The sequence below is a fragment of the Comamonas sp. FG99 genome, from assembly GCF_057808605.1.
Window position 1 is genome coordinate 116043 of the sequence record NZ_JBMDII010000004.1, and the last position, 25445, is coordinate 141487.

The window sequence follows — 25445 nt, forward strand, 5'->3', positions numbered from 1 at the left end:
GCGTCCCCTCACACGTCCAGCAGCGGGCGATGCTTGATGTGTCGCGCAAAGACCTGCATGAACTGCGGATCGACGCGCGCTCCCCACACCGCCAGCGAGTGGCCGACGATCCAGAGCACGGCACCGGGAATCCAGAGTTGCAGGCCCAGCCCCACAGCGGCAGCCAGCGTGCCGTTGGCAATCGCCACGGTGCGCGGCGCACCGCCCAGCAAGATCGGCTCGGTGAGCGAGCGGTGCAAAGGCACCTCGAACCCCGCCGCGAAGCTATCCGGGGCGCTCATACGACAGCCCCGCCGGAGAAGCTGAAGAACGACAGGAAGAACGAGGACGCGGCGAACGCGATGCTCAAGCCGAACACGATCTGAATCAGCTTGCGGAAGCCGCCCGACGTGTCGCCGAACGCGAGAGCGAGGCCCGTGGCGATGATGATGATGACTGCCACGATGCGCGCCACCGGCCCTTGGATCGACTCCAAGATCGACTGCAAGGGGCCTTCCCACGGCATTGAGGAACCAGCGGCCTGCGCGGTGCCGGCCAGGAACAACAGCAGCGCGGACAGCAGCAGCCCTTGCCCCGCAGGGCGGGCCAGGCTGTGCAGCCGGGCCAGCCTCGGCAGCCGCGAGGGCGGATTTACGGAAACACGGAAAGCAGGAATGTGCATCTGCGTCATGGCAGTTCTCCAGAGTGGTTGAGGGACGGGGAAGAAAGGTCGGACTGCGAAGGCAGCTCGGGAAACGGCGCGTCCAGCGCGTCCGCCAGTTGGTAGCCCACGTCGTCGAAGCCGACGACGCGGGCGATGCTCTCGATGCGGCGCTTGTGCCCGCGCCCGGCGATGTGGATCACCACGTCCACGGCCTCGGCGATCAGTGCACGGGGCGGGTTCACCGCCACTTCGAGAATTAGTTGCTCCATGCGCAGCAGCGCACCCAGTGCGGAACCCGCGTGGATCGTGGCAATGCCGCCGGGGTGGCCCGTGCCCCACACCTTGATGAGATCCAGCGCCTCGGGGCCGCGCACCTCGCCGACGACGACGCGATCCGGCCGCAGGCGCATGGACGAGCGCACCAGCTCGGTCATGGACACCACGCCCGCGCGCGTGCGCAGCGGAACGTGGTCGCGGGCCGAGCATTGCAGTTCCACCGTGTCTTCGAGCACCAGCACGCGGTCGCCGGTGGCGGCGATTTCCGCCAGCAAGGCATTAGCAAGCGTGGTCTTGCCGCTGCTGGTAGCGCCGGCGATGAGGATGTTCTTGCGCTCGCGCACGGCGCGAACGAGAAAGGCTGCCTGCGCGGCGGTCATCACCCGGTCGATGACATACCGCTCCAGCGGGATCACACCGATGGCACGCTTGCGCAGCGCGAAGGCCGGCCCCGGCGCGGCAGGCGGCAAGATGCCCTCGAAGCGTTCGCCCGTTTCGGGCAGCTCTGCCGACAGCAGCGGCTGGCCGCGATGCACTTCCGCGCCGACGTGGGCGGCCACGAGGCGGATGATTCGCTCGCCGTCCGCTTCGGACAGCTCCACGCCCATCGGCGCGCGGCCCGACGACAGCCGATCCACCCAAAGGGTGCGATCGGGGTTGAGCATGATTTCCACCACGTCCGGGTCTTCGAGCGCAGTGGCGATCAGCGGCCCCATCGCCGTGCGCAGCATCTGGATGCGGCGGTCGAGCGATGTGGCGCTCATGACGCGCGCTCCTGCGCTTGCGCGGCTGCCGCCGCGTCCTCCATCCGCATCGGGTCGGGATGCAGTTCTTCCACCACGTCACGTACCAGGCTGCGCCCGCGCAGCAGGTGGCGCCCGAGTTGTTCGACGAACTGCTCGAAGCGCGCCTTGCCCTGGGCACGGGCCGCGTCTTGGTGCGCCTCGGGCACCGGTGTGCTGACGGTCAGGTAGTAGCGAACGAACAGCGCCAATGTCTCGATGGCGATGTTCTGGTCGCGCTCCAGGCGCTCGGCCTGCCGCGACAGGCGATCCAGCCGCTTGGCGATGGCCGCCTCGCGCTGGTCGGCCGCGTCCGGCGACAGCCAGGACGCCAAGGCGGCAGCGACAATGCTGGACTTGGACACGCCTTTTTTGGCGGCCAGTTCATCGAGCCGCTGGGCGTGCTCGGGCTGGATAAAGAGGTTCAGGCGGTAGTGGCTCATAGCTCGATTCCGTCGTTGGGGTCGAGGGAAGCCAGCCGGGCCGTGCGCTGCATGGCCGGATCGAGCTGGCGAGGAAGGGGAAGCGGCAGGTCGTCGTCGTCATCGAGCAGCCCGAGGTCGGCTGCGGGCGCGGCCAGCTCGGGGTCGTAGGCGACGGTTTGCGAGAGTTCGGGCTGACGGCGCGGGCCGCCGTCGTCGGTTGCGGCGCCGAAGCCTTCGGCGGTATCGGCCGCAAGCGCGGCGGGCACGGCAGGAATCGCCATCCCGCTCCAGTCGTCAGGGCGCAGCGGCGGCGCGTCGGCGTACTGTCCGTCCGTCAGCGTGGGCGACGGCAGCACGCGCCGCTTGAAATTGGCGTCCGCGTAGTAGCGCAGCTTCTTCGCCTTGATCGGCGCCACGCTGGACACCATCACCACCGCCTCGTCGGGCGGAAGCTGCATGACTTCGCCCGGCGTCAGCAGCGGGCGGGCCGTCTCTTGACGCGACACCATGAGATGGCTCAGCCACGGCGCGAGCCGGTGGCCCGCATAGTTGCGCTGCGCGCGCAGCTCGGTGGCGGTGCCGAGCGTTTCGGAAATACGCTTGGCCGTGCGTTCGTCGTTCGTGGCGAACGTCACGCGGACGTGGCAGTTATCGAGGATGGAATGGTTTTGCCCATACGCCTTGTCGATCTGGTTCAGGCTTTGGGCGATGAGAAAACTGCGGATGCCGTAGCCGGCCATGAAGGCCAGCGCCGTCTCGAAGAAGTCCAGGCGCCCCAGCGCGGGAAACTCGTCGAGCATCAGCAGCAGCTTGTGGCGGCGCGCGATGCCGTCGGAGCCATCGAGCGATTCGGTGAGCCGCCGCCCAATCTGGTTGAGGATCAGGCGAATGAGCGGTTTCGTCCGCGAAATGTCCGAAGGCGGCACCACCAGATACAGCGACACTGGATGCTCGGCCGCGATCAGGTCGGCGATGCGCCAATCGCAGCGCGAGGTGACTTCGGCCACCGTGGGATCGCGGTACAGGCCGAGGAACGACATGGCGGTGCTCAACACACCGGAACGCTCGTTGTCCGACTTGTTGAGCACTTCGCGCGCCGCCGAAGCGACGACAGGATGCGGCCCATCGCCCAGGTGGGGCGTGGTCATCATCCGGTGCAAGGTCAGCTCGAACGGGCTGGCCGGGTCGCTGAGGAAGTTGGCGACACCGCGCAGCGTCTTGTCCTCGCCCGCGTACAACACATGCAAGATCGCGCCGACTAGCAGCGCGTGCGAAGTCTTCTCCCAATGGTTGCGGCGCTCCAGCGCGCCTTCGGGATCGACCAGAATGTCGGCGATGTTCTGCACGTCGCGCACTTCATGTGCGCCGCGCCGAACTTCCAGCAGCGGGTTGTAGGCCGCCGACTTCGCATCGGTCGGGTTGAACAGCAAGCAATGCGAGAAGTGCGAGCGCCAGCCGGCTGTGATCTGCCAGTTCTCGCCCTTGATGTCGTGGATGACGGCTGACGCGGGCCACGAAAGCAGCGTCGGCACCACTAGGCCGACACCTTTGCCCGAGCGGGTGGGTGCGAAAGTCAGGACGTGTTCCGGCCCTTCGTGCCGCAGGTACTGACGATCATGCTGGCCGAGGAACACGCCGGCCGGCTGTGTGAGGCCGGCTTTGCGAATGTCATCCGCGTTCGCCCAACGGGCCGAGCCGTAGGTTGTGACCAGGCGCGATTGCCGCGAGCGCCAGATCGACATGCCAATCGCCACCAGCACGGCGACAAGACCGCTGCCGCCCGCGATGGCGCCGCCGGTGTCGAACACACGCGGCGCGTAGGCGTCGAAGAAGAACCACCACTCGAACAGCCGCCACGGGTGATAGACCGGCGTGCCGAGGAAGTCGAACCAGGGCGAGCCAAGGCGTAGCTGGTAGCCAAGGGCTGCTGCTGTCCATTGTGTGGCGCCCCACACTCCGGCGATCACGATGCCGAATACCACGGCGATCTGACCGAACAGCACGTTCGTCCCTTGCATCCCAGCCTCCAAGCACGGCACATAGACGTGCCGCAGGCATCAGGATCAGTGCCGTGGGGAGTGCCGGTCAAAGGCCGTTATGGCGGGGATTCAGGCGAAAAAAGCCAGATTTCTTGCAATGGCGAAGACAATAAAAACGCCGCGAGCGCGGGCGCGTTGCGGCGTATGGAGGTAGTAGCGAGAGCTTCGTCGTAGCGAAGCAACAGCGGCGGACGCTACTTCGTCTTTTGCTCCGGCCGATCACCGAAGAAGCGCCGATTGGCGGCCTCGGCCGCGCGCACGCAGAGTTCATCGCCGACCCTTGCGCGATCCTCCTTGCATTGGCGCTGGAGTTCCTTGATGCGGTCGGGGTGGGCCACAAGGAAGTCCACGGTTTCCGAGGGTCGAGATTGACCACATGCCGTTAGGGTGATGACCATTATCAGCAGCACTTTGTTCATGGTTCCCAGTCCTTTCGTCGAGTAAGTCAGGAATCTTCGGCCAGGTTCAGATTACCCCTTGCCTCAAGAAAGGCGACTCGTTCAATGAATCGGTTCAACATCTCGAAAGGTGCGGCATCACGGCGCAACAGATAGGTTGTCAGCATTGGCGGCTTGCCTGCCAAGGGGCGACCCACGATGCCTGACTCTCGACAAGAAGCTATATGCGCTGCGCCTGCTAGGCCCAAAGCCAAACCGGCGGAAACCAATGTCATCATCACGTCAAAGGTCGCCACGCGCTGGACTATCAATGGCTCCTGATCGAGCTTGCGGAGAAAACGATCGACTTGCCGTGCATGGCCTTCGCATACTGCTGGGTCGCCGAGCACCAACGGATGACGTAGTACTTCCTCCAACGGAACGCGCTTATGGGCGAGCAGAGAATGGCGAGTTGGCACCGCAACCATCAACTCGTCCTCCCAGGCGGGCGTGACCAAGATGCCATCGCCTCCGTCTTCGGCCATTGAAAAACCTGCGTCATACAGATCTTCATGCAAACCCTTGATCTGTTGCCCGAGCGGCACCTCGAACAGACGTATCTCAACTTCGGGGTCCTCTTCACGGCATTGCGCCAGTAAAGTTGGCAAGCGTGAGGGAGTTACACCGTCAGACAAGGCAATGCGCAACTGGCCGCAAAATCCGTTGGCGGCAGACTTGACGCCATCACGGGCCTGATCCAATGCGGTAAAAATGCGCGGGACATGCTCCAGAAGCTGCCGCCCAGCACGGGTTAGCTGAGTGCTTCGGGTGGTGCGAACGAATAAGCGAGCACCGAGTTCCTCTTCCAATTCCTTGATAGTGCGCGAAAGTGGGGATTGGTCGATATGTAGCCGTTCAGCGGCGCGAGCGAAATGAAGCTCCTCCGCAACGATGAGAAAGCAGCGAAGATGTCGAAGCTCCATAGTGCTCACTCCTTTTGGGCTATTGAATTCGCTGCCTAGCTAGTCGGCTAAAGAAGAAAGCGCCGCTGTCGTGCCAGGAAGAAAGCATTTCTTCAATATGGCAGCTAACAACACGTCGGCGCTTCCCATCTTTGACGCATAGGAACAAAGACATGCGCAGAAATAGGAGTTCACGGAGCGGCATCGATATGCACCTCCTCGGAATGCCACAGCGCATGCGCGTCGATACGCACCAGTGCTGATGCTTGCAACGCATCGACGCGAACCTGTGCTTCGGCGAGTCGTGTCTGGCGCAGGTTGCGCAGCGTCAAAAGGTATTCGGCCAAGGGGGCCTCTCCCAATTCCCAAGCCCGCCGCGTGCGGTTGCTGGCCGTGGTCTGCGCGGCCAGCGCCTGCGTGAATGATTGCCACTGCGTGCGCTTACTATCCGCTGCTTGCACGGCGACCCACGCACCTTGCTCCACCGCGCGCCGCACGCCGAGCGCCTCGGCCTCTGCGGCCGCCGCGTTGGCGCTTTCCGTGGCGGCCATTGCACTGCGATAGTCCGTGCCAAATGGCACCGTCAAGACAACGCCAATGACACGTTCCGCCCCGCCGCGTTCAGACATCATGCGTACCCCGACGGTGGGGTCGGGCGTGCGGTTGGCGCGAGCGCGCTCGGCCACCTTGGCAAGGCGAGCCGCCTCTCCATCGGCAATGCCGATTTCGACGCTTTGTCGCACAATTCGCGCCAGCCACTCCTGTACCCCGCCCGGCAAGGGATCGGGATCTGGCAGGGTGGATGGCCGTGCGGGAATCTCAATGCCGGGGAACTCAATCACCAACGTCTGTCGTGCTGCCCGTTCTGCATCGCGCGCGGCGCTAACCTGGGCCGCAAGCAGTGCGCGTTCGGCTTGCAAAACGTCGCTGTCCCGCCGCGCGGCATCGCCCAGGGCCACGCGCCGGGCCATTGCTTCCTGCTCACGAATAAGCAACTTTTCCTGCGCTTGCATCTCGTCAGCCACGATGAAACTGCGCAGCCATCCGGCCCAGACTTCCAGCAGTCGCCTTGCCATCTGGTGCTCGGCATCTTCAAGGCGCATACCGGCCACGCCGCGGGTGCGGTTGCCGATCTCCCGATCCAGACGCGCCTTGTTTGGCAAGCGAACAGCACGGCTGAGCTGGATTTCCCATTCGTTGTAGCGACGCGCTTCGTTGGTCACGTTGCGACGTTGTAGGCCGCTACTGAGTTCAAACTCGTGGCTACCGGCTTCAAGGGCGCTTTGCGTGGCAGCAGCCGCGTCCAAGCGAGCGGCTGCGGCATTCACGACCGGCTGGGTTTTCATCGCCGCTTCGACTTGCGCCTGCGCAGGTAGCCAGGAGAGATCATCGGCGCGCACTTGCGCGGGATGGAATGTCAAGGCCGCAATGGCCACCATGACGGCACCAGCCGGTAGTACCAGGCTGCATCCCTTGTTTTTACTCGTCATACCAGTCTTCCACTTGCCAACACCGACTCCACCCACCAGCGGACATCGCTAGACGCGATGCGCTGGCGCAGATGCGCCAGGACCTGTTCCAGTTGTTCGTATTCGATCAACACCCAGATGACGCGCCGATCCACACGGCCGCGAACCTTCTCGCGAATGGACGCGCGCGCGAAGTCGCCGGTATGCCCTTCGGCGTGCAACAGGGTGAACCCTGGCAGCACCGGGTCGGCCATCAGGGCATCGGTGACGGCGTCTTCGAGCGTGGGTGGAAACACCAGATTCAGGCGCACCAGTTGCGCTTCTTTCAATCCGTTCATGCGTGGACTCCTTGTTGTGAGGAGATGGCCTGGCCGAATCGCCGGTACAGCACCGGCAGCAGGACCAGGGTCAGCGCCGTGGAACTGACCAGTCCGCCAATCACCACGATGGCGAGTGGGCGCTGGATCTCAGAGCCAGGGCCACTGGCCAGCAGCAGGGGCACCAGGCCAAAGGCGGTGATGGAAGCCGTCATCAGCACGGGGCGCAGCCGTCGCAGCGAACCTTCGCGCACCACCTGTTCCATGGGCAGGCCTAGCGCATGCAGGTGGTTGAAGTGCGTCACCAGCACCAATCCGTTGAGCACGGCGATGCCCAGCAGCGCGATGAAGCCGACCGAAGCAGGCACCGACAGGTACTGCCCCGACAGCCACAGCGCCGCCACGCCGCCGACCATGGCAAACGGCACGTTGCCGAGGATGAGCGCGGCCTGCCGCACCGAGCCGAAGGTCATGAACAGCACGAAGAAAATCAGCCCCAGGGCCACCGGCACTACCATGCCTAGGCGGGCCGCTGCACGTTGCTGGTTCTCAAATTGCCCGCCCCATTCGACGCGGTAGCCGGGCGGCAGCGGCACGTCGAGCGCCACGGCTTCGCGCGCTTCATCTACGAAGCCGACCAGATCGCGCCCGCTCACGCTGGACTGGATCAGCGCGAAGCGCGAACCGTTCTCGCGCCGCACCAGCACGGGGCCATCGGTGGTGGCGATGCGCGCCAGCGAGGCTAGGGGGATCTCGCCCTGATCGCCACGGGCGAGCTGCAAGTCCTTGAACCGCTCGGCCGATCCGCGCAGCCGGGCATCCCCGCGCACCACGATGGGCGTGCGCCTGTCCGGCTCGATCACCAGCCCGGCCGGCACGCCTTCGAGCTGCGCACGCAGCTCGTCCTGAACCTGCGTCACGGCCAGTCCGGCGCGACCGGCCGCCTGCGCATCCACCTTCACCTGCAGGTATTCCACGCTGTCGCTGGCCTGGGTGAGCACGTCGCGCGCACCGGGCACTTTCTCGATGCGAGCGGCCATGCGCTGCGCCAGATCGCCCAGCGTTTGCAGATCAGGGCCGAACAGCTTGACGGCCACGTCGCCCCGGCTGCCGGTGAGCATTTCCGAGATGCGCATCTCGATGGGCTGGGTAAAGCCGAATTCCAGGCCGGGGAAGGCATCCATCACCTTGCGTATCTCGGCACTCAACGCGTCCTTGTCGGCTGCATGCCAATCCTTGCGCGGTGCGAGCTGCATGAACAGGTCGGTTTCGTTCAGGCCCATCGGGTCGAGCCCCAGCTCGTCCGAGCCCACCCGCCCGATGCTGTGCCGCACCTCGGGCACCGCCGCACCGATGGCCTTCTGCACCGCCAGGTCAATCTCCAGCGAGCGCTGCAACCCAATGGACGGCGGCTTTTGCAGTTGCAGCAGGATATCGCCCTCGTCCATCGTCGGCATGAACGCCTTGCCCGTGCCGAGGTAGGCCACCACACCCAATGTCAGGGCCGCGATGGCGACCGCCGATGCGCGTAGCGGGTGGTGAAGCGCAGCCTCCAGCAGCGGTTGGTACAGGCGCGTGGCCCAGCGCATCACCCACGGCTCGGTGTGCGCGTGTTCCTTGAGCAGCAGCGAGGCCAGCACCGGCACCAGCGTGAGCGACAGCAGCAGCGAGACGCCCAGGGCGAACACGATGGTCAGCGCCACCGGCACAAACAGTTTGCCTTCCAACCCTTGCAGCGTGAGCAGGGGCATGAAGGTCAGACAGATGATGAGGATGCCCGAGGCCACAGGCATGGCGACCTCGCGCGCCGCGGCGAATATGCGGTGCAGGCGCGGCTGGTGCGCACTGGGCGCGTGCGGGTCGAGCCGACTGACGGCGTTTTCCACCACCACTACGGCAGCGTCCACCAGCATGCCGATGGCGATCGCGAGGCCCCCCAAGCTCATCAGGTTGGCGCTCATGCCGACCAGACGCATCAGAAGGAAGGTGCCCAGTGCCGCCAAAGGCACCATCACCGCCACAACCAGCGCGGCGCGAAGCTCGCCGAGGAACAGAAGCAGCAGGATAACGACCAGTACCGTGGCTTCCAGCAAGGCGCTTTCCACCGTGCCCACAGCGCGCTCGATCAACGTGCTGCGGTCATAGAATGGCACCACCTTGACGCCGGGCGGCAGGCTGGGAGTCACCTCGTCCAGCCGGGCTCGAATGGCTTTGACCAGCGCCGAGGCATCGGCCCCGCGCAGCGCCACCACGATGCCTTCCACCGCTTCGCCCGCGCCGTCCCGGGTGACGGCGCCATAGCGCGTCACGCCTTCGATGCGCACCTGGGCCACGTCGCCCAGGCGAACTGGGGCCGTACCATTGGCCCCCGCGCGCAGGATCAGACGGGATAAATCGTCCAAAGTGTGGATCGCGCCTTCGGCGCGCACGATCAGCGTGTCTTCGCCTGCATCCAGGCGGCCCGCACCGTCATTGCGGTTGTTGCGGCCGATTGCCGTGATGACATCAGAGAAGCTGAGGCCCGCAGCGGAAAGCCGTGCGCGATCCGGCACCACGGCAAAGCTCTTGGCTTCTCCACCCAGCACGTTGACATCGGCAACACCGGCCAGCGTGCGCAGGGCCGGGCGCAGCGTCCAGTCCAGCAGAGCGCGGCGCTCGCTCAGCGTGAGGCCACCGCCTTCGATGGTGAACATGAACACGTCCGACAGTGGTGTCGAAATCGGCGCTAGTCCGCCGCTGACGCCTTCGGGTAGGCTGCCCGAAACGCCGCCATAGCGCTCGGCCACCTGCTGACGCGCCCAGTAGATGTCACTGCCTTCGGCGAAGTCCAGCGTGATGTCGGCGATGGCATACTTGGCCGTGGAGCGCAGCATCACGCCCTGCGGCACGCCGAGCAACTCCATCTCCAGCGGCGTGATCACGCGCGACTCCACCTCTTCGGGCGTCATGCCGGGGGCCTTGATGATCAGCTTGACCTGCGTGGGGGAAATATCCGGATAGGCATCGATCGGCAGTTGCAGGAAGGCTGCCAAGCCCGCACCTGCCAAAGCCAGCACGCCGAGTAGCACCAGCGCACGTTGGCGCAGGGAAAATTCAATCAGACGGGACAACATGCGTGGTCGCCCCTCATTGCAATGGAATCATGGATTTGAGCAGTGCCGTGCCGCGCACGACGACCTGCATGCTTGCCGCAAGCGGCGCAGTGTCTGGCGAGACGGCACGCACGGCGCTTGACGCCTCTGATTCGTCTTGCCCCAGCAGTTGCACCGGAACAGCGCGGACGCGTAGGTCGCCTTGCTTGTCTTGCGATGACGGCTCAGCAACGTAGAGCACGTGGGCGCTGCCCGCTGGCAGCAGTGCGGACGATGGCACGCTCAAGGTGCCATGCGGTGCTGGCAGCAACAGCGCGACACTGATCTGCTGCCCGGCCGCATAGCGGTCTGCCCCTGCCTGATCTGCATCGACGCGGGCACGTACCCGCAGGCTCTGACTACTGAGGTCAGTGTCGCCACCAACGGCCGTCACCCGAGCGATCGTGCCATCGGGAAGACGCACTTCCAAGCCCGGGCGGAGATCCGAGCGCCACCGCAGCGGAACCGTGACGCTGACATCCAGCGGGCCAGGCTCAGCCACCAGGAAGGCGATGTCGAGCGGCGCGACCGCCTGCCCGAGGCTCAGGTGACGACGCATCACCCGCCCGGACAAAGGCGCCAGCAATTCATACTCGCCCGCCTGCCCACCGCTAACGGGTCGAAGCCGTGCGAGGGCGCCATTGGTCTCTTGCAACGTACTTTGCGCAACCGCCGCGCGCGCTTGGGTTTGCTCGTTGCGCGTGGCTGGGATGATGCCCTCGGCCAAGAGCGAGGCATCGCGCCGGGCCTGCGCCGCGGCCACCGCCGCTTCGGTGCGGGCACGCGCCAGATCGGCCTGCGCCGCCAGAACGTCCTTGCTCTGGATGTGCGCCAGAGCTTGTCCTTGACGCACCGCAGCGCCTTCATCGACCAAAACACGCGTCACCACACCGCCATAGGGCGCTACGACGTGCGCGCTGGCCGAGAGCGGCGCTACGGTCTGCGCGGGCAAGCCATCCAGCGGTATCACTGCGGTGTCTTTGACGAGCGCGGTTTCCACACCCTGCGCGCGAAGCTGAGCAGCGTTGAGCTGAACGCCGCCAGCGCTCGGTTGGGCGACAGCCTCGCTCGCGTCTTTATCGGCTACGGTTGTCCGCGGCGTTGTCCAGGCCCACCAGCCGTACCCTGCGGCAACCAGAACCGCCACGCTGATAGCGGACAGGGCCAGAGTCTTGGTTCGGCTGGAGGCACCCGCCGCTTTCAAGGTCGGGAAGCTCATGCTTGTGCTGCTCCAAACGACGTAGAGCAGAGTAGCGAGCACACAGCGCGGATTGAAAATCCGTCGCATATGAAGCGGTGCGCGAGGTTAATGAGGCGAAACATGCGGTCGATCTCTTGTAAAAGATCGGCTCATGTTCTTCGGTGAAGCTTTGAGAAAGCTTTGGAGAAAGCGAAATTTGCTCAGTACGATGTATTTCGGCGAAACGCCTGCTTTGAGCAGCAAGCAATCGATAAACTGATTTTTCAGTAACTTGCTCTGATATGCCAGCGGTGCGCCTTTGCTACCTCAAACATCGGAGCCATACACCATGAATGTCAGGAATTCCGAATACCGCTTCAGTCCTTTGGTCATAGGACTGCATTGGCTGACCGTGCTTCTCATCATCGCGGTCTATGCGAGCATGGAGCTGCGCGGACTGGCACCCAAGGGAGCCTTGAGAGACGCCATGAAGTCCTTGCACTACCTGCTGGGCCTCAGCGTTCTGGTTATCGTCGTGATCCGTATCGGGGTGCGCATCCAGGCGGGCGTGAAGCCCGCGATCCAACCACCCATGCCACGCTGGCAGGCCACGCTCGCCGATGTCATGCACTATGCGCTCTACAGCTTCATGCTCGCCATGCCGCTGCTCGGATGGCTCACCTTGAGTGCGGCGGGCAAGCCGGTTGTTCTGTTTGGCTTGCCCATTCCCTCTCTGATCGGCACCGACGTTGCTTTGTCGCGCCAACTCAAGGATGTCCATGAGGCGCTGGCGACATTGGGCTATGTCTTGATCGGATCGCATGCGATGGCGGCGCTGTTGCACCACTACGTCATGCGTGACAACACACTGGTTCGCATGCTTCCCGGTCGTCGCCCCTGACCTACTGGCCTCAGGCTGCTTTATATGGATTCGAATCTCCAATGACCAAATTTCACCACCGCGCCCACCCTGAAAGTCACCGCACTGAACATATCGGATGGCTGCGCGCCGCTGTTCTGGGTGCCAATGACGGCATCATTTCCACGGCCAGCCTGGTTGCAGGCGTGGCTGCTGCCCATGCAAGCCATGCCAGCATCATGACCACGGCCATCGCGGGGTTGGTAGCCGGTGCCATGTCCATGGCTGCAGGCGAGTTCGTGTCGGTCTATTCACAAGCTGATACGGAGAAGGCGGATTTGGCGCGGGAACGTGATGAACTGGAAAACAGTCCGGAAGCAGAGCATCGGGAACTAACGGCCATCTATGTCCGGCGTGGCCTGGATCATCGACTCGCGGATCAGGTCGCCACGCAATTGATGGCGCATGATGCGCTGGGCGCGCACGCGCGCGATGAATTGGGCATTTCTGAAACCTTGAGCGCTCGCCCGCTGCAAGCCGCCATGGCGTCCGCTGGGAGCTTCGCGATGGGTGCGGCCATGCCGCTGGCCGTGGTTCTGTTGGCGCCGGAGCAGAGCCTGCTCTATTGGATCGTCGCGACGGCGATTGTCTTCCTGGCCCTTCTCGGCGCTGCGGCCGCTGCCGTGGGTGGTACGCCGCTCTTCAAAAGTGCGCTGCGCGTCGCGTTCTGGGGCACATTTGCCATGGCGGTGACAGCGGGCGTGGGAGCCATGTTCGGCACTGCGGTGTAGATCTGCGTCAATCTCAGAGCAGCGGTGGCCAAGGGCCAAGCCGCGCGGACAGCCGACCGTTGTCCAGTGAGAACGCCAGCGGCAGGTCTATGGCATGCGCGAGCGCCAGGGCCAGTGCAAGTCCCAGCCCGGCGTGGTGCGCCGTGCCACCTTCGGAATCCTTGCGCCAGAAGCGAAGTCCGAATTGATCCAGATCGGATGCCTGCAAATTGGGAGCTGTGTTGACGATGGTCAACATCCAGCCGGAAGCCGCGCGCTCCAGCCTACATTGAATGTCGTCGCCTTCGGGCGCGTATTCGATGGCATTGCGCAAGAGGTTGGAGACGATGCGTTCGATCACGCCCTGATCGCTTTGCACCCATGCCGATTCAGGCAAAGTCACACGGATAGGTGACTTGGGTGCCATTTGCTGGACGTTGAATCCCGCCAGCAACTCTTGCAGCAAAGCTGTTAGATCCAGAGGATCAAGCGCAAGTGTGTGTTGGCCGGATTCAAGCCGCGCCAACAACAGCAGAGTGTCCACACTGCGCTGCATGCGTGAACTGGCCTGGATCGTTGCATTCAGGGCGCGCTGGATTCGGGTCGGGTCGGCATCGATCAAAGCGCTTTCTGCGCTGATGCGGATTTCTGCCAAGGGCGTGCGCAACTCGTGGGCCACGTCGCGGGAGAAGCGGCGCTCGCGGGCAATGGCCGCATACAGGTGATGCAAGCCCTGATTGAAGGCTTCGGCAAACGGCCGCAGTTCGCGTGGAAAGTCCGCTCCGATCCGCGCAATCGGCCGATCCGAACGCAGGTCGGCCAGTTGCACGCCAACGCGCTCCAGCATGACCACGATGCGCCGAACCATGAGCAGCGCCAGGCCTGTGGCCAGGAGCGTCGCCAGCACGATACCGCCCAGGAGCGTGAAGTGGATGCGCCGTTCGGTTTGATCCCAATCCCGACGTTCTGTTGCCACAACCAGCAATCGAGATTCCTCACCTCTTACCGGCACGCGCGTCGCCAGCGCGCGGCCCGCGTGGCCGTCCGGGAGTATCACGTCGTAGTAGCGTGGGGTGCCTTGCTCCACCGGTCCAAGCGCCAGCTCGGCCCCAGCACTGCTGGGCGAACGCAGCAAGGTCCGGTGGGTCTGCGAATCGAAGACCGTGAAGAACTCGGTATGCCCGCCAGGCTCGTATTCCGGCATGAGGCTTTCGAGCTTTCTCGCATCCAACTCCTGCAGCACGCGCCCCACCGCCGCTGATCGTTGCATCAGGGTGGTATCCATCCGTCGGTAGATTTCGTGGTCGATCCAGTAGTCGAGGACGGGAAACAGGATGGCGAAGGTTCCTCCAATGCAGATCACCAGGCTGGCAGCCAGCCGCCGCTGCAAGGACCAGGATCTGCCTTGACTCGCATCAGAGAGGGCTTCGGAATCGGGACGTACCATCGTTCAGGGCAGTATGTAGCCGAAGCCACGTCGTGTCACGATCAGTTCATCCAGGCCGCACTGGGCGAGCTTGGTTCGCAAGGTGCTGACGATCACCTCCACCACCTTGTCCGATGCATCGCTGCGGCTGTCGTACAAATGTTCAAAAATCTGCGGGCGCGACAGCGTGGCGCCGCGCCGACGCAGCAGCAAGTCGAGCAGTCCATATTCCTTCGGCGTGAGCCCAAGATCAATGCCCTTGAACCTCGCGGTGCGCGAGCGCGGATCGACCTCCAGATCGCCGTGGCGCAGAACTGGAACGTCCCGTTGCGGCGGACGCCGCACCAGCGCCCGCAGGCGAGCCAGCAGTTCGGCCAGCTCGAAGGGTTTTGTCAGGTAGTCATCGGCACCCGCATCCAAGGCCCGCACCCGGTCGTCAAGCAGTTCGCGCGCGGAGAGCACCAATACCGGAGCGGCATGGGCCTCCCGGCTCAATGCGCGCAACACGCCAAAGCCGTCCAGCCGGGGCAGCATCAAGTCCAGAATGATGGCGTCGTACCGGTAGCTGGCAAGAAACTTCAGCGCGGACACGCCATCGGCTGCTGTATCGCAGGCATAGCCTTCCGACTGAAGGCTCTGGCTCAGGGCTTCGGCCAGCGTTTGCGAGTCTTCCACGATCAATACGCGCATATGCTTTCTTCCATTCAGCGCATCTCGAAAAGCTCTTGGTGGAAGGCTTCCGGCTCCAACCCCTGGGCCAGCAGGTCGGCGCGCAACGCGCTGCCGAAGGCCGTGGGGCCGCAGAACCAGACGCTGGCGTCTTTCCAACCGGGAACCATGGCACGCAGGCGCTCACCTGTCAGGCGACCGTCCTTCTTGTCGATGAACAGGTGTAGCGCAACGCCGGCCGCCTCGCTGTCGGCGCTCAGTTTCTCGATGGCCTGCGGATCAACGTCGCTCGTCGGATGAAACAAATCGATGGGACGTGCGTCTTGGCCCTCGTGCTGCGCCAGGAACTTCATGCGCGCGATGAACGGCGTGATGCCGATGCCAGCACCGATCCAGATCTGGCGGGCACGCCCGTCGTCGAAAGTGAAGCAGCCGTAAGGCCCCTCGACCGTCACCCGGTCGCCAACTTGCAGGCGTTCCGGCAGCCGGCGGGTGTGGTCGCCCAGCGCCTTGGTGATGAAGGTGATGCGCCGGTCTTCCGGCACCCAGGCTGAGGCCAGCGTGTAGGGATGCGGGCCTTCTTTCGGGTTGGACATGGCGAAGGCAAACTGTCCGGGCCGGTGGCCGGGCCAGGCCGGGTCCATTCGCAGGGTGGTTTCCAGCACGTTCAGCGCAGGGTAGGTCTGCAGCGATTCGATGACACCGTGCGTGGTGCGCTGCGCACCGACCCGGCCCAGCAGCACCCACACCGCCGATACCGTGCCGCTCGCCAGCAGCATAGCCAAAGCCCAGCCCACGGGCTGCGCCCAGTAGGAGAACTGAACCAGCACCAAGGTGTGGAAGGCCAGCACCAAGTAGATCGCTGCCATCCAGTGGTGCGTCTTGGCGAACAGCCGGTATGGAAAGCGCTTGACCAAAGCCAGTACCAGTAGCACCGCGACGGCGTAGAAGGCCCATTCGCCCAAGTCCTCGGCCAGTCCGCGCCAGCCACGCAGCGCCGATTCAATGGAGCCCATTGAATCAGCCGCTGCGCGGGGCTTGCGCGCCGGGCGCGTCAGCCAGCCCCAGCCTACGGCCCACTTAGTACCCTGCGCCCACAGCCAGTGTATTGTTGCAGCGGCCAGAGCGGCGATGCCGAGCCACTTGTGCAGGCGGTACATCTTGTCCAGTCCGTTCAAGCTGGGCTCCAGCCACGCAGGGCGCGTGGCCAGCACCATCGCCACGGACATCGTGCCGATGGCCAGTACGCCGCTGTATTGAATCCATACCGTTCGCAGGGCGAAGTAGTTGGACTGTGCAGGCCAGAGCGTATCGGTAAAAAGCCATAGAGCGCTCAATGCCAGCGCAAAAAACCAGAACGTCCAAATTATTCTCTTCATCGTGGATTTGCCCTAAATTCTGCGGAAGGCGCATGCGGTATTGGTCTGAAACCATCAATCCAGATACGCGATAGCGTGCCTTTGAATGTGGCCATGTATCCGAAATTACAGAAAATTTTAATTCTGGAATCCCAACCTTTGGTAATGCTTTGGATTGATCAACCATCAATAAATAGGATCTAATTTTTCCCACCGGCTTGTGGCATTACCTTGACTCAAGAAATGGTTGGCCCCCGATGCCGCCCAATCTCCCATGACACCGCGCCGCCGCGCACCGTCCCGGCAAGCTGCTGCCCCATTCGCTGCTCGATCACCGGTTTCCACGGCACCAGGCTGAACCCCATGCCGTCATCGAGCATCGCGTAGCGCCCGCTGGCAAGCATGACGGAGCGCCGGTAGATGCCGGCCACGCGCTGCCCATCGGACACGGGTCGATGCTCCAAGCCAGTTTCGGCCGCAATGTCTTTGGCGACCTGCGCCAGTTCCCGGTTGCGCAGTGTACCCAGCAGGTTGCGCGCCAGGATCACGCGCTGGCCGCGCCGCTCGGCCAATCCCTGTTCGGCCAGGAAGTCGGCGCGCTGCTGCATCGCCTGTTTGGCCTCGCTGCCAAAGCCGAGGTCGCCCAGGCCCGAGCCGCCGCCGATCAATTGCTGGTCGAGCCAAGTGGCCCCAATCACGCGGGCCTGCCGCTCGATGGGCAGGTGCGATTTCAGTTCCACCGCCACGCCGCCCAGACGCTGCGCGTCGTAGCGGCGGCCCTGTTCGGCCAGGTCGTCCGGCACCTTCCAAAGTCCCTCGGCCACGCGCTCCACGATGCCGGCGCGGCGCAGGGCTTCCAGCCGGCGGACGTGGACCGCGACGACTTCCTGCGGATCACGGCCCGGCACTGTCTGCCCCTGCGCGACGGCCAGATGATGGTCGGTGCGGTACAGGCCACCGCTCGCCAGTGCGGTGATGTTCTTGTCGGCCGCACGCACGTCGGCCGATCCCTTCACCGCCACCACGGCGCCGGTCGGATAGTTCGCCAGCTCGTCGCGGGCATTGAGCGCGACGTAGTGGGCCTTGCCGTCCACGCCGTCGATGACCAGATAGCCCCGGTCGCGCAGCTCGTCGGCCAGCCCCTTCGCGGCTACGCGGCCGAGAATGGTTCGGCCATCGTCGCCCGGCTCGAACACTGCCAGCTCGCGCGGCTCGCCGCGCATGGCCCGCTGCATGGTGCGGATGATGTCGCCACGCTCGCCCAGGGTGCGCAGGGTCTTTTCCGCGTCGGCGTGGACGGCCCAGGTGCCGGGCTGCATTTCGTCGGCCAGGCCCAGGCGCTGCAAGCGTTGCAGCCGGCCAACCAGCAACAGGCGCTGGCGTTGCAGTCTCGGTTCGTTGAAGCGTTCGATCTGCACTCGGCCGTCGTCGCCGGCCTCGCGTTGCAGGGTGCGATCCAGGCTCGTCCACCGCTCCTGCTCCACCTCGCGCTGCAAGGTCTGCTGGATCTCCAGCTCGGTGCGCGGCCCCAGCCATTCGGTCGCCAGCTCGGCGGCGCGATGGCGGAAGCCATCGGCGATGTAGTCGCCCGCAATGATGAGGTCTTTGCCGGTGTCGTCGCGCCCGCGCACGACTATGTGCGTGTGCGGGTTGTCGGTGTTCCAGTGGTTGACGGCCACCCAATCGAGGCCCGTGCCCAGGTCGGCTTCCATGCGGCCCATGAGGTGCCGCGTGTAGGTGCGCAGGTCTTCCAGCTCGGCGCCATCCTCGGGCGAGAGGATGAAGCGGAAATGGTGTCGGTCGTCGGCGCAGCGTTCCTTGAAGGCGTCGAGGTCGGCGGCATCGGTCTGCGGCCCGTAGGCTTGGCCCGGCTCGCCATCGCGGCCCACGCCATCGCGCTCGATGTAGCGCAGGTGCTTGGCGAGCGACTGCGGGCTGGCCTGGCGCTGGTTGACCAGCAGCGTCTTGATGGTCACGCGCCGCGACATGGGCGTGAGCTTCGCCCCCGCGAAGCGCGCCGCCGTGTGGCCGCGCCCCAGGCGCGAACCGGGCCGCTGGCCGGTGCCCCTCCCGGTGCCGCCAGCCGTCCCAGGACGGCGCACCGAGGACTTGCCGCCGCTGGCCTTGCCTGCCTGCTTGAGCACCTTGGAGACAAAGCCCTGGCCGCGATTCTTCGGGGCGCTGGGGCGGATGCGGAAATCGTCGTCGCGGCGGTCGGTCATGGCTGTGCCCTCTGCAAGCTCTGGCGTGTCCGGTCGTGCGAAGCACGCGGACATGCCTGCATTGGCGCGGGCCTCGCGCCACAAACGGCACGGCGGCGAAGCCGCTCCGTGCTGCGCCAACCCCACGTGCAGACTGGCTTTCGACGCGGCCCGGTGCCGCGTCCTTTTGTCTTGCCTTCCGCCTTTGCCCCTCGCTGGCGCTCCGGGCAGCGGCGGCCCGGCGGCGCTGCTGCGTGAGCAGCCAGCGCGCCGGCGAACGCGGACACGGCCGCAGGCCGGGCGCGTTCGAGGCAAGACGCCTGCACGTTGGACGGCTGCGCCGAAGGCAGCGCGAACTGCGGTGCCCAATGCGTAGGATTGGCACCCGCACTGCACGCGCGACGACACGGCGACGAACAGCAGAACGACACGCCCGATGGCACGATGAGATGCACGGCGACGTGCAGCGAATCGGCGGCCATCATGGGTGGGACTCCAGCCAGACCGGATGCGCGACGCCGATCACGGCGGATGCGCTGACCGGCCCGAAATACCGGCTGTCGAACGACGCCGGGTTGGTCACACTGAGCAGGAACAGTTCGCCAGCTTCAAGGCGACGGCATTGCTGCCAGGATGGCAGCGGACGACCCCAGCGATCAGCGGGCAGCACGGCGGCCGAAGGCACGCCGTCAATGCGGACGATGCGGCCAGAGATGCACACCTCCTGCGGTGCGATAGCGCCCACGCGCTTGAGCAGCGGCACGCGCGCCGGCAGGTAGCCGCGCTGCGCAGCCAGCGCGGCGGCGTCTGGCGGCAGCGTGGTCAGGACGATGCTGTCCACGGACAACGGACGTGGCAGCGAGCCGGCACCGTGGCCCAGCGGATCGACGCGATACCAGCCGACCGCCACACTGTCGGACGGGTTGTAGATCAGGCGCGGCAGCGGATGCACGAAGGATGCCCAGGCCAGCGCAGCGAGGCCGCAGGCGGACAGGCCCGCCAGCACGATGCGAGCGCGCAGGCGCGAGCGAGGCTGCGGCGCGGTGTCGGCAGCACAAGCGGCGGTCATGACAGCGCCCTCCCGGTCAGCCAGGCGGCGTGCCGCTCGGCTGTGTATTCGGGCAGTGGCAAGCGTGCGGCGAGCCGGTTGGCGAGCGTGCGCCAGTACGCGAGCGAGGCGCCGCCGGGCGCGATACCCAGCGCCTCGATGGCGTCGATGCGCTCCAGCACGGCGCGCACTGCGTTCTCGCCCTCGGCGTGCAGCAGCAGGCGCGCGCCCGGCAGCACGCCGGGGATGCGCTGCGCCGCATCGAACGGCGTGCAAGCCTGCATGACCATGAGCTGCCAGCGCACGGTGCCGTAGTCGTTGGCCTGCCAGCGGATGCGGCAGAACATCGCGCCCGGCAGGAACACCGCGCAGCGCCGCCAGCGGTCGAGCTGGAGGGTGCGCGCGGGTTCACCGAAGCGCAGATAGAGCTTGAAATGCGGTTCGATGTAAGCCAGCGCCACGCGCGTCAGCGGCGCGCTGGCGGGTTGGCCGGCAGGTGCTGCGAGCGCAGCCGTGGCCGCGACGGAAGGCGCGGAGGCAGGCGAAGCGGATGTAGTCATGGTGTGTTCTCCCTGCGGTTCTCTGGAAACTCCCGTTCCAGCAGGCCGCGCAGCAGGTCGGCCACGGTCACGCCTTGCGTGAAGGCCGACACCTTGATGCGCGCCCGCATCGCGGACGTGATGTCGAGGGTCAGGCGGGCGGTGTAGAGGTCGCCCTTGCCCAGCGCATCGGCGTCGCCCTGGCGAATCCACGCCTCGGCGTGCGGATTTGCGGGCGGGCGCGCGCCGATGCCGACGCGCTTGGCCGTGCGCTTGCTGTTCGGTGGTGGCTTCTCTGTCATGACGGCCACCGCAGCAGTTCGTCCACCAGCGCAGTGATTTCGCGGGCGGCTGCGCTGTCCGGCGCCGTCTCGCGTGCAAGCCGGCCAGCGGCCACGCTGTCGGCGAACACGATGCGCTGATGCACTTCCGCGCGCAGCGCAGGAAGCGGCTGGTCGGCGAGCGCCTGGCGCGCTTCGCGCCCGATCACCGTGGTGCTGACGCGCCGATTGATGACGAAGGCCGCGCGCAGCGCAGGCCGAAACACCTGCGCCTCGCGGATCAGCGCCACCATCTCGGCGCTGGCCCACAGGTCGTAGGGGCTGGGTTGCACGGGGATCAGCACGCGCTCGGCCGCCAGCAGCGCGGAGCGCGCCAGTGCCGCGATGCGTGGCGGGCCGTCGATGACGACGTGATCGGCCCGCCTGGCGAGTTCTGGTGCTTCCTGATGCAGCGTTTCGCGTGCCAGGCCCACGGCGCTGAACAACCTTGGCAAACCCTGCTGGCTTCTGCGCTGTGTCCAGTCCAGCGATGAACCCTGCGGGTCGGCGTCCAGCAGGACGACGTGCTGGTCGCGCATCGCCAGCTCGCCGGCGATGTGCGTGGCGAGCGTGGTTTTGCCCACGCCGCCTTTCTGGTTGAGCAGAGCGACGATCATGGCCTGGCCCTCCGTGCTGGAAAACCGGGCTTTTGCTGCTGCGTTTGTGGCCGCGTGGTGGTTGTCCACCGCAGCGGCGTTTCTCTACTAAAAGTTAGAGAAATGAAGTTAGGGAAGTTAGAGGGCCAGGAAACCCAGTGCTGGCGAGGGTTTGCGGCCGATCGGCACGCCTGATAGCACGATCGTCCCACGCCTGATAGCACGATACCCCGCACGCCTGATAGCACGACTCCATCCACAGGCTCTCCCGGAGTTATCCCCGTGCCGTCTGCGGCACGGGCCGGAATGTCAGCAGTTCCATGCCGTTGTCCGGCATCCGCTCGATGCCCAGGACGTAGCCGGGCAGCGACTGCCGTGCGACCAGCGCGCGCAGGTCGCAGGCGAAGTCGTAGGGCTTGGCGGTACTGCCCGATTTCTGGTGCAGGTAGCGGAAGTCGAACTGCCAGCCGTGCTCCTGCCTGCCGCCATGCTTGCGCACCAGCCGATACAGCCACCGCTCGATGCCGCCCGTGAGCCGGAAATACGCCGTGTCGATGGTCAGCACCAAGGCGGCGTCGAGCACGCCGGCATAGAACCAGTCCGGCAGGATCAGCTCGATGCCCAGCGGCGTGCCGCTGGCGTCGGCCAGTTCCTTCCACTCGTTGATCCATGAAAAACGATGCAGGCGCCGCCCGGTCGTCTCGCGGATGGACGTGGCCACCGTGGTCGATTGGAGGCGATCCAGCGCAGCCTTGAGGCGCTGGTAGTCGCGCAGCGACTTGCCGCGCCCGATGAAGCGCAGGATCTCGTAGGGCGTGGCGCGCATCAGCCGCGAAGGCCGCAGTCCCGCGTCCTTTGCCTCCACGATCTGCGAGGCCGCCCATATCAACACGTCCGCATCCCAAATCGTGGCGATGCCGTGCTCGGCCGTGCCTTCCACGCGGATCGTGACGTTGCCCGCGCGGAAGTCGATGGGCTTGACCCGCTTGGACTTGCCGAGCGAGAAGAACGGATAGGCCATCAGGTCTTGGCTGTCGCGCGGCGCCATGTCGCCGGGCAAGGCGCGGAACAGGTCGAGCTGTTCGCGCTCCTGCAACGGCCGCTGCCGGGACGGCAGCGCGGTGCTGGACATGGCGATGGCCTGCCGCGCGCCGCCGATCAGCGCGCACGGCTGTCGGCCGAGTGGTGCTCGGCGTATTCGGGATCGGAGGTCGTCTCGAAGCTGCGGTCGGCCGCCCAGGCATCGAGGTCGGCCACGGCGTACATGACACGGCGGCCGAACTTGCGAAAGCGCGGGCCACCGCCAATCACGCGCTGCTTTTCCAGCGTGCGCGGCGATAGGCGTAGGTACTCGGCGGCTTCGTCGTTGGTGAGATAGCGTTGAGGTTGCGCGGCAGCGGTCGAGACAGTGGCGGCAGGCCGCAAAGGAGCGGGACGCATGGTGTGAACCTCCATCGTTTGAAAACGCCCGGCCACACAGCGCGACCGGATGGAGGCAGTCTCAAGAAGCGAGAGGTTTCCGATCAGGGCCGTTTTGCGTCCGCATCAAAACGACCCTTCTCAAGCGGCGGAAGCTGTGCTAACCGGCGATAGCCGCCGCGCATCAGCGCATCGCCGCGCCGCACCAGGCGGCGCACCTTGGAGCGCAGGCCGCCATCGCTGTACCAATCGGCCACGGCCTCGGCACCGAACAGCCCTTCGCCGACATCGCGCAAGGATGCGCCCGCCAGGGTCGCGTCGAGCGCCTGCAAGGTGTGCAGCTCCAGCAGCGCGGCAGGTGTTGGCCTGGGCTTGGCGTCGGCCAAGGCTGGGCCGGGCGTATGGCGACGCGCATTCGCGGCAGCGCCGCCGCGATGGGCATAGGCCACGGCCATGCCGTCTTCCAGGGCGGACGCCAACGCGAAGCGCAGGCAATGGCCTGGGCTGCGCGCGATCAGCGCCAGCCCCTTGCCGTCGTGGAGAAGTTGCTTGTGGCCGGGGATGCACCAGAACGCGAAGGTGGCGGCATCCTGCGGCGGGTCGGCATCGGGATAGAGCTGCACCACGGCCGCATGACCAGGCAGCCAAGCGGGATGCGCGTCACGCGCATCCAAGGCCGGGTCTTCCAGCAGGCGCAAGCCCCAGCGATGCGCTGCTTCAGGCCGGCGATGACGGCGCAGCCAGTCAAGCCGGTAGTCGGGATGCCTGCGCAGGTACTCCCAGGCGAGCGCGAGCGTATCCAGCCAAAGGACGTACAGGTAAGCGGCAGTCGGATACCAATGCGCGACGTGATGGGGATCGACCATGGCGCAACCTCCCTGCGAACAGGACAGGCCGCCACGGCAGGGCTACGCGCTACATCGCCATCATCAGAACGTCATGGGGAAAAAAGATAGTTGGGACTGTCAAGACCGATTGGCTCCGATGCGTTGCGGTAGTTGTCTCAATGCTGCGGCGGCAACGCCCCGAGGTGGGGCGCCGTACAGACCAGCCTGCCGTAGCCCGCGTCGGGCATCATGTCTATTTGGATCAGACTGGTGCGGCTGCGCCGCAAGAATGCTGATTGAGACCTGCCCGGTATGACACCAGACTGAAAAAGTCACAGTGGGCTGTGCTCAGTCCGGGATAGCCCCGTCTTGCTCGGCCAAGCAGGTGTATTCCGACAGTGTGCGCGTGGGCTGGAAATAGAGATCGCGCATCACGGGCTGCTTGCGTGGCCCGACGATGCCGGCCAGCTCGGACAGCTTGACGGTGCCTTGCGCCGGCATCCCGATCCCCAGGTCGATGAGGCCCCAGGCGGTATCGCCATCGACGGGGTCGAGCGCGGCCAGCAGCCAGGTCACGTGCGCGTCCGGCGTGAACAGGCGCACCACGGGCACCGGGTCGATGGCCCGGCCAGCGGCACGGGCCGCGCCGTTGGCGAGCAGTTGCGCGCGCTCCGGGGCGGTGGTGAGTGACTGGGGCATGGTCGGCAATCCCACAAATCCAATGATGCACGAATGCTGTTCCACGTCGAAGCGCAGAACCGCGAAAACGGATGTACGCCTTCGTGCGCAAGCACGGATGCGGTTCTGTGGCTTTGCTGGAACCCGTCGATACGGATTTCCGTAAAGGCACGAAAGCGGAGAACAACAATGAACACTATAGATTGTAGCCCTATAGAGCGCAATGGGTTGTCATCTTGGTTTTTCAGGGGAACCATAGGTGGCGGCTCGGTACTCATTGGCGAAGGCTTTGAAGACAGTCAGGAAAGCGCGTGGCTTGAGCCAAGAAGCGTTTTCGGACGTGTCGAGCCGCACCTATATGAGTACCCTGGAGCGCGACCTTAAAAGCCCTACCTTGAACAAACTGGCCGAGCTGTGCGAGGTGATGGAGATCCACCCGCTCACGCTGCTGACGCTGGCTTACGCAGGCGACAGCACGCGCAAGGCCGACGAGTTGCTGGCGCAGGTTCGCCACGAACTTGAGGCGGTATTGAATTCAGACGGAGATTGAGAAGCGCCATGGCATATCGAAATGGAAACTACACCGCCTTCTACGTTGCGGAGCCATTCCATCCCAGCTCGCTGGGTGCCAATGCGACAAAAGATTTTCAATACTACAACACCCTGCGGATGTGGAAAGGCGCTGATGCGACGTTCCCCTTTGTCGATTCGCACGACAAAACTTACAGCGTCCGCGACGGCAGCGATTGGGAATATACCCTGAAGCCGAGACTCAGGGAGCGCCTTCGGAACTCGAAGAACATCATCCTCATCTTGAGTTCGATCACGACGAATTCCCGTGCCCTTCGAGAAGAAATCGACTACGGGATCAACGACCAGGGGCTACCCGTCATCGTCGTCTACCCTGAATATGCCACCAAGGAAAGCCTGCTGGTCGGTGGATCATTGAAGCAGGCGGTCAAGAACCTGTGGGGAAATCTTCCCGTATTCCGGGATTCGATGAGCAAAATCCCTACGCTTCATGTCCCAATGAACAAGGAACTCATAAAAAAATCCTTGCAGGACGGCGAGTTCATGGTTGGGAGCATGAAGGCCCCAGGCATCTACAGGTACAACCCATAATCAATCGACATA

Annotated in this window: 27 protein-coding genes; 4 read left to right on the forward strand and 23 right to left on the reverse strand. The window is 64.9% G+C overall.

Features of this window, described 5'->3' with window-relative positions; all coding sequences use genetic code 11:
* Positions 1 to 8: 8 nt before the first annotated feature.
* From ACODRX_RS04255 to ACODRX_RS04305, 11 genes are all read right to left on the reverse strand, one after another.
* Complete coding sequence (locus ACODRX_RS04255; RefSeq protein ID WP_123787507.1) at positions 9 to 281, reverse strand: VirB3 family type IV secretion system protein; 273 nt, start codon at positions 279 to 281, stop codon at positions 9 to 11.
* A complete protein-coding gene (locus ACODRX_RS04260) occupies positions 278 to 670 on the reverse strand; it encodes a TrbC/VirB2 family type IV secretion system protein (RefSeq protein WP_123787506.1) in 393 nt (130 codons plus the stop codon). The genes ACODRX_RS04255 and ACODRX_RS04260 overlap by 4 nt, the downstream gene beginning before the upstream one ends.
* Positions 667 to 1683, reverse strand: a complete 1017-nt coding sequence (gene trbB / locus ACODRX_RS04265) for a P-type conjugative transfer ATPase TrbB (RefSeq protein ID WP_123787505.1) — start codon at positions 1681 to 1683, stop codon at positions 667 to 669. Before trbB ends, ACODRX_RS04260 begins: the two co-directional genes overlap by 4 nt.
* Positions 1680 to 2144 carry a CopG family transcriptional regulator gene (locus ACODRX_RS04270; RefSeq protein ID WP_123787504.1) on the reverse strand — a complete coding sequence of 155 codons (465 nt, stop codon included), beginning with the start codon at positions 2142 to 2144 and terminating at the stop codon, positions 1680 to 1682. The genes trbB and ACODRX_RS04270 overlap by 4 nt, the downstream gene beginning before the upstream one ends.
* Positions 2141 to 4144, reverse strand: coding sequence for a conjugal transfer protein TraG (locus ACODRX_RS04275; protein WP_123787503.1), 2004 nt, complete (start codon positions 4142 to 4144; stop codon positions 2141 to 2143). Before ACODRX_RS04275 ends, ACODRX_RS04270 begins: the two co-directional genes overlap by 4 nt.
* A 215-nt stretch (positions 4145 to 4359) precedes the next feature.
* Positions 4360 to 4584 (reverse strand): EexN family lipoprotein, encoded by a 225-nt coding sequence (locus tag ACODRX_RS04280; protein ID WP_123787502.1) that lies wholly within the window; start codon positions 4582 to 4584, stop codon positions 4360 to 4362.
* Positions 4585 to 4610: 26 nt separating this feature from the next.
* A complete protein-coding gene (locus ACODRX_RS04285; protein WP_123787501.1) occupies positions 4611 to 5525 on the reverse strand; it encodes a LysR family transcriptional regulator in 915 nt (304 codons plus the stop codon).
* 170 nt (positions 5526 to 5695) lie between these two features.
* Positions 5696 to 6994 (reverse strand): TolC family protein, encoded by a 1299-nt coding sequence (locus tag ACODRX_RS04290; protein WP_252978783.1) that lies wholly within the window; start codon positions 6992 to 6994, stop codon positions 5696 to 5698.
* Positions 6991 to 7311: a DUF3240 family protein gene (locus ACODRX_RS04295; RefSeq protein ID WP_003056157.1), complete on the reverse strand. Its 321-nt coding sequence runs from the start codon at positions 7309 to 7311 to the stop codon at positions 6991 to 6993. Before ACODRX_RS04295 ends, ACODRX_RS04290 begins: the two co-directional genes overlap by 4 nt.
* Complete coding sequence (locus ACODRX_RS04300) at positions 7308 to 10403, reverse strand: efflux RND transporter permease subunit (protein ID WP_235105032.1); 3096 nt, start codon at positions 10401 to 10403, stop codon at positions 7308 to 7310. The genes ACODRX_RS04295 and ACODRX_RS04300 overlap by 4 nt, the downstream gene beginning before the upstream one ends.
* A 13-nt stretch (positions 10404 to 10416) precedes the next feature.
* The gene (locus ACODRX_RS04305) at positions 10417 to 11640 is read right to left on the reverse strand and encodes an efflux RND transporter periplasmic adaptor subunit (RefSeq protein ID WP_123787500.1); all 1224 of its coding nucleotides are present in this window, start codon (positions 11638 to 11640) and stop codon (positions 10417 to 10419) included.
* Between the two features lie 310 nt (positions 11641 to 11950).
* Between ACODRX_RS04305 and ACODRX_RS04310 the strand changes: the two genes are divergently transcribed.
* Complete coding sequence (locus tag ACODRX_RS04310) at positions 11951 to 12502, forward strand: cytochrome b (RefSeq protein WP_123787499.1); 552 nt, start codon at positions 11951 to 11953, stop codon at positions 12500 to 12502.
* 41 nt (positions 12503 to 12543) lie between these two features.
* A complete protein-coding gene (locus ACODRX_RS04315; RefSeq protein WP_123787498.1) occupies positions 12544 to 13251 on the forward strand; it encodes a VIT1/CCC1 transporter family protein in 708 nt (235 codons plus the stop codon).
* A 13-nt stretch (positions 13252 to 13264) separates the two neighbouring features.
* On the opposite strand, the gene ACODRX_RS04320 is transcribed toward ACODRX_RS04315, so the two are convergent.
* From ACODRX_RS04320 to ACODRX_RS04375, 12 genes are all read right to left on the reverse strand, one after another.
* Positions 13265 to 14620, reverse strand: a complete 1356-nt coding sequence (locus ACODRX_RS04320; protein WP_238922727.1) for a sensor histidine kinase — start codon at positions 14618 to 14620, stop codon at positions 13265 to 13267.
* A 60-nt stretch (positions 14621 to 14680) separates the two neighbouring features.
* The gene (locus tag ACODRX_RS04325; RefSeq protein ID WP_012204578.1) at positions 14681 to 15346 is read right to left on the reverse strand and encodes a response regulator transcription factor; all 666 of its coding nucleotides are present in this window, start codon (positions 15344 to 15346) and stop codon (positions 14681 to 14683) included.
* Positions 15347 to 15360: 14 nt separating this feature from the next.
* On the reverse strand, positions 15361 to 16704 hold the full coding sequence (locus tag ACODRX_RS04330; protein WP_123787497.1) for a ferredoxin reductase family protein: 1344 nt from the start codon (positions 16702 to 16704) through the stop codon (positions 15361 to 15363).
* Between the two features lie 215 nt (positions 16705 to 16919).
* A complete protein-coding gene (locus tag ACODRX_RS04335; RefSeq protein ID WP_123787496.1) occupies positions 16920 to 18905 on the reverse strand; it encodes a relaxase/mobilization nuclease domain-containing protein in 1986 nt (661 codons plus the stop codon).
* A gap of 460 nt (positions 18906 to 19365) precedes the next feature.
* Positions 19366 to 19953, reverse strand: a complete 588-nt coding sequence (locus tag ACODRX_RS04340; protein ID WP_123787494.1) for a S26 family signal peptidase — start codon at positions 19951 to 19953, stop codon at positions 19366 to 19368.
* Positions 19950 to 20492, reverse strand: coding sequence for a DUF2840 domain-containing protein (locus ACODRX_RS04345; RefSeq protein ID WP_123787493.1), 543 nt, complete (start codon positions 20490 to 20492; stop codon positions 19950 to 19952). The genes ACODRX_RS04340 and ACODRX_RS04345 overlap by 4 nt, the downstream gene beginning before the upstream one ends.
* Complete coding sequence (locus tag ACODRX_RS04350; RefSeq protein ID WP_123787492.1) at positions 20489 to 20773, reverse strand: chromosome partitioning protein ParB; 285 nt, start codon at positions 20771 to 20773, stop codon at positions 20489 to 20491. Before ACODRX_RS04350 ends, ACODRX_RS04345 begins: the two co-directional genes overlap by 4 nt.
* Complete coding sequence (gene parA, locus ACODRX_RS04355) at positions 20770 to 21408, reverse strand: ParA family partition ATPase (protein ID WP_123787491.1); 639 nt, start codon at positions 21406 to 21408, stop codon at positions 20770 to 20772. The genes ACODRX_RS04350 and parA overlap by 4 nt, the downstream gene beginning before the upstream one ends.
* A 253-nt stretch (positions 21409 to 21661) precedes the next feature.
* Positions 21662 to 22519 (reverse strand): replication initiator protein A, encoded by an 858-nt coding sequence (locus tag ACODRX_RS04360; RefSeq protein ID WP_123787489.1) that lies wholly within the window; start codon positions 22517 to 22519, stop codon positions 21662 to 21664.
* Positions 22520 to 22545: 26 nt separating this feature from the next.
* Positions 22546 to 22827 (reverse strand): helix-turn-helix transcriptional regulator, encoded by a 282-nt coding sequence (locus ACODRX_RS04365; RefSeq protein ID WP_003107109.1) that lies wholly within the window; start codon positions 22825 to 22827, stop codon positions 22546 to 22548.
* Positions 22828 to 22910: 83 nt separating this feature from the next.
* A complete protein-coding gene (locus ACODRX_RS04370; protein ID WP_123787488.1) occupies positions 22911 to 23672 on the reverse strand; it encodes a DUF2285 domain-containing protein in 762 nt (253 codons plus the stop codon).
* A 309-nt stretch (positions 23673 to 23981) separates the two neighbouring features.
* Complete coding sequence (locus ACODRX_RS04375; protein WP_031323550.1) at positions 23982 to 24332, reverse strand: DUF2958 domain-containing protein; 351 nt, start codon at positions 24330 to 24332, stop codon at positions 23982 to 23984.
* Positions 24333 to 24570: 238 nt separating this feature from the next.
* Between ACODRX_RS04375 and ACODRX_RS04380 the strand changes: the two genes are divergently transcribed.
* Together ACODRX_RS04380 and ACODRX_RS04385 are read left to right on the forward strand one after the other, a co-directional pair.
* Positions 24571 to 24861, forward strand: a complete 291-nt coding sequence (locus ACODRX_RS04380; protein WP_123787487.1) for a helix-turn-helix domain-containing protein — start codon at positions 24571 to 24573, stop codon at positions 24859 to 24861.
* 8 nt (positions 24862 to 24869) lie between these two features.
* Positions 24870 to 25433 carry a TIR domain-containing protein gene (locus ACODRX_RS04385; protein ID WP_016448843.1) on the forward strand — a complete coding sequence of 188 codons (564 nt, stop codon included), beginning with the start codon at positions 24870 to 24872 and terminating at the stop codon, positions 25431 to 25433.
* The last annotated feature ends 12 nt before the right edge of the window (positions 25434 to 25445 follow it).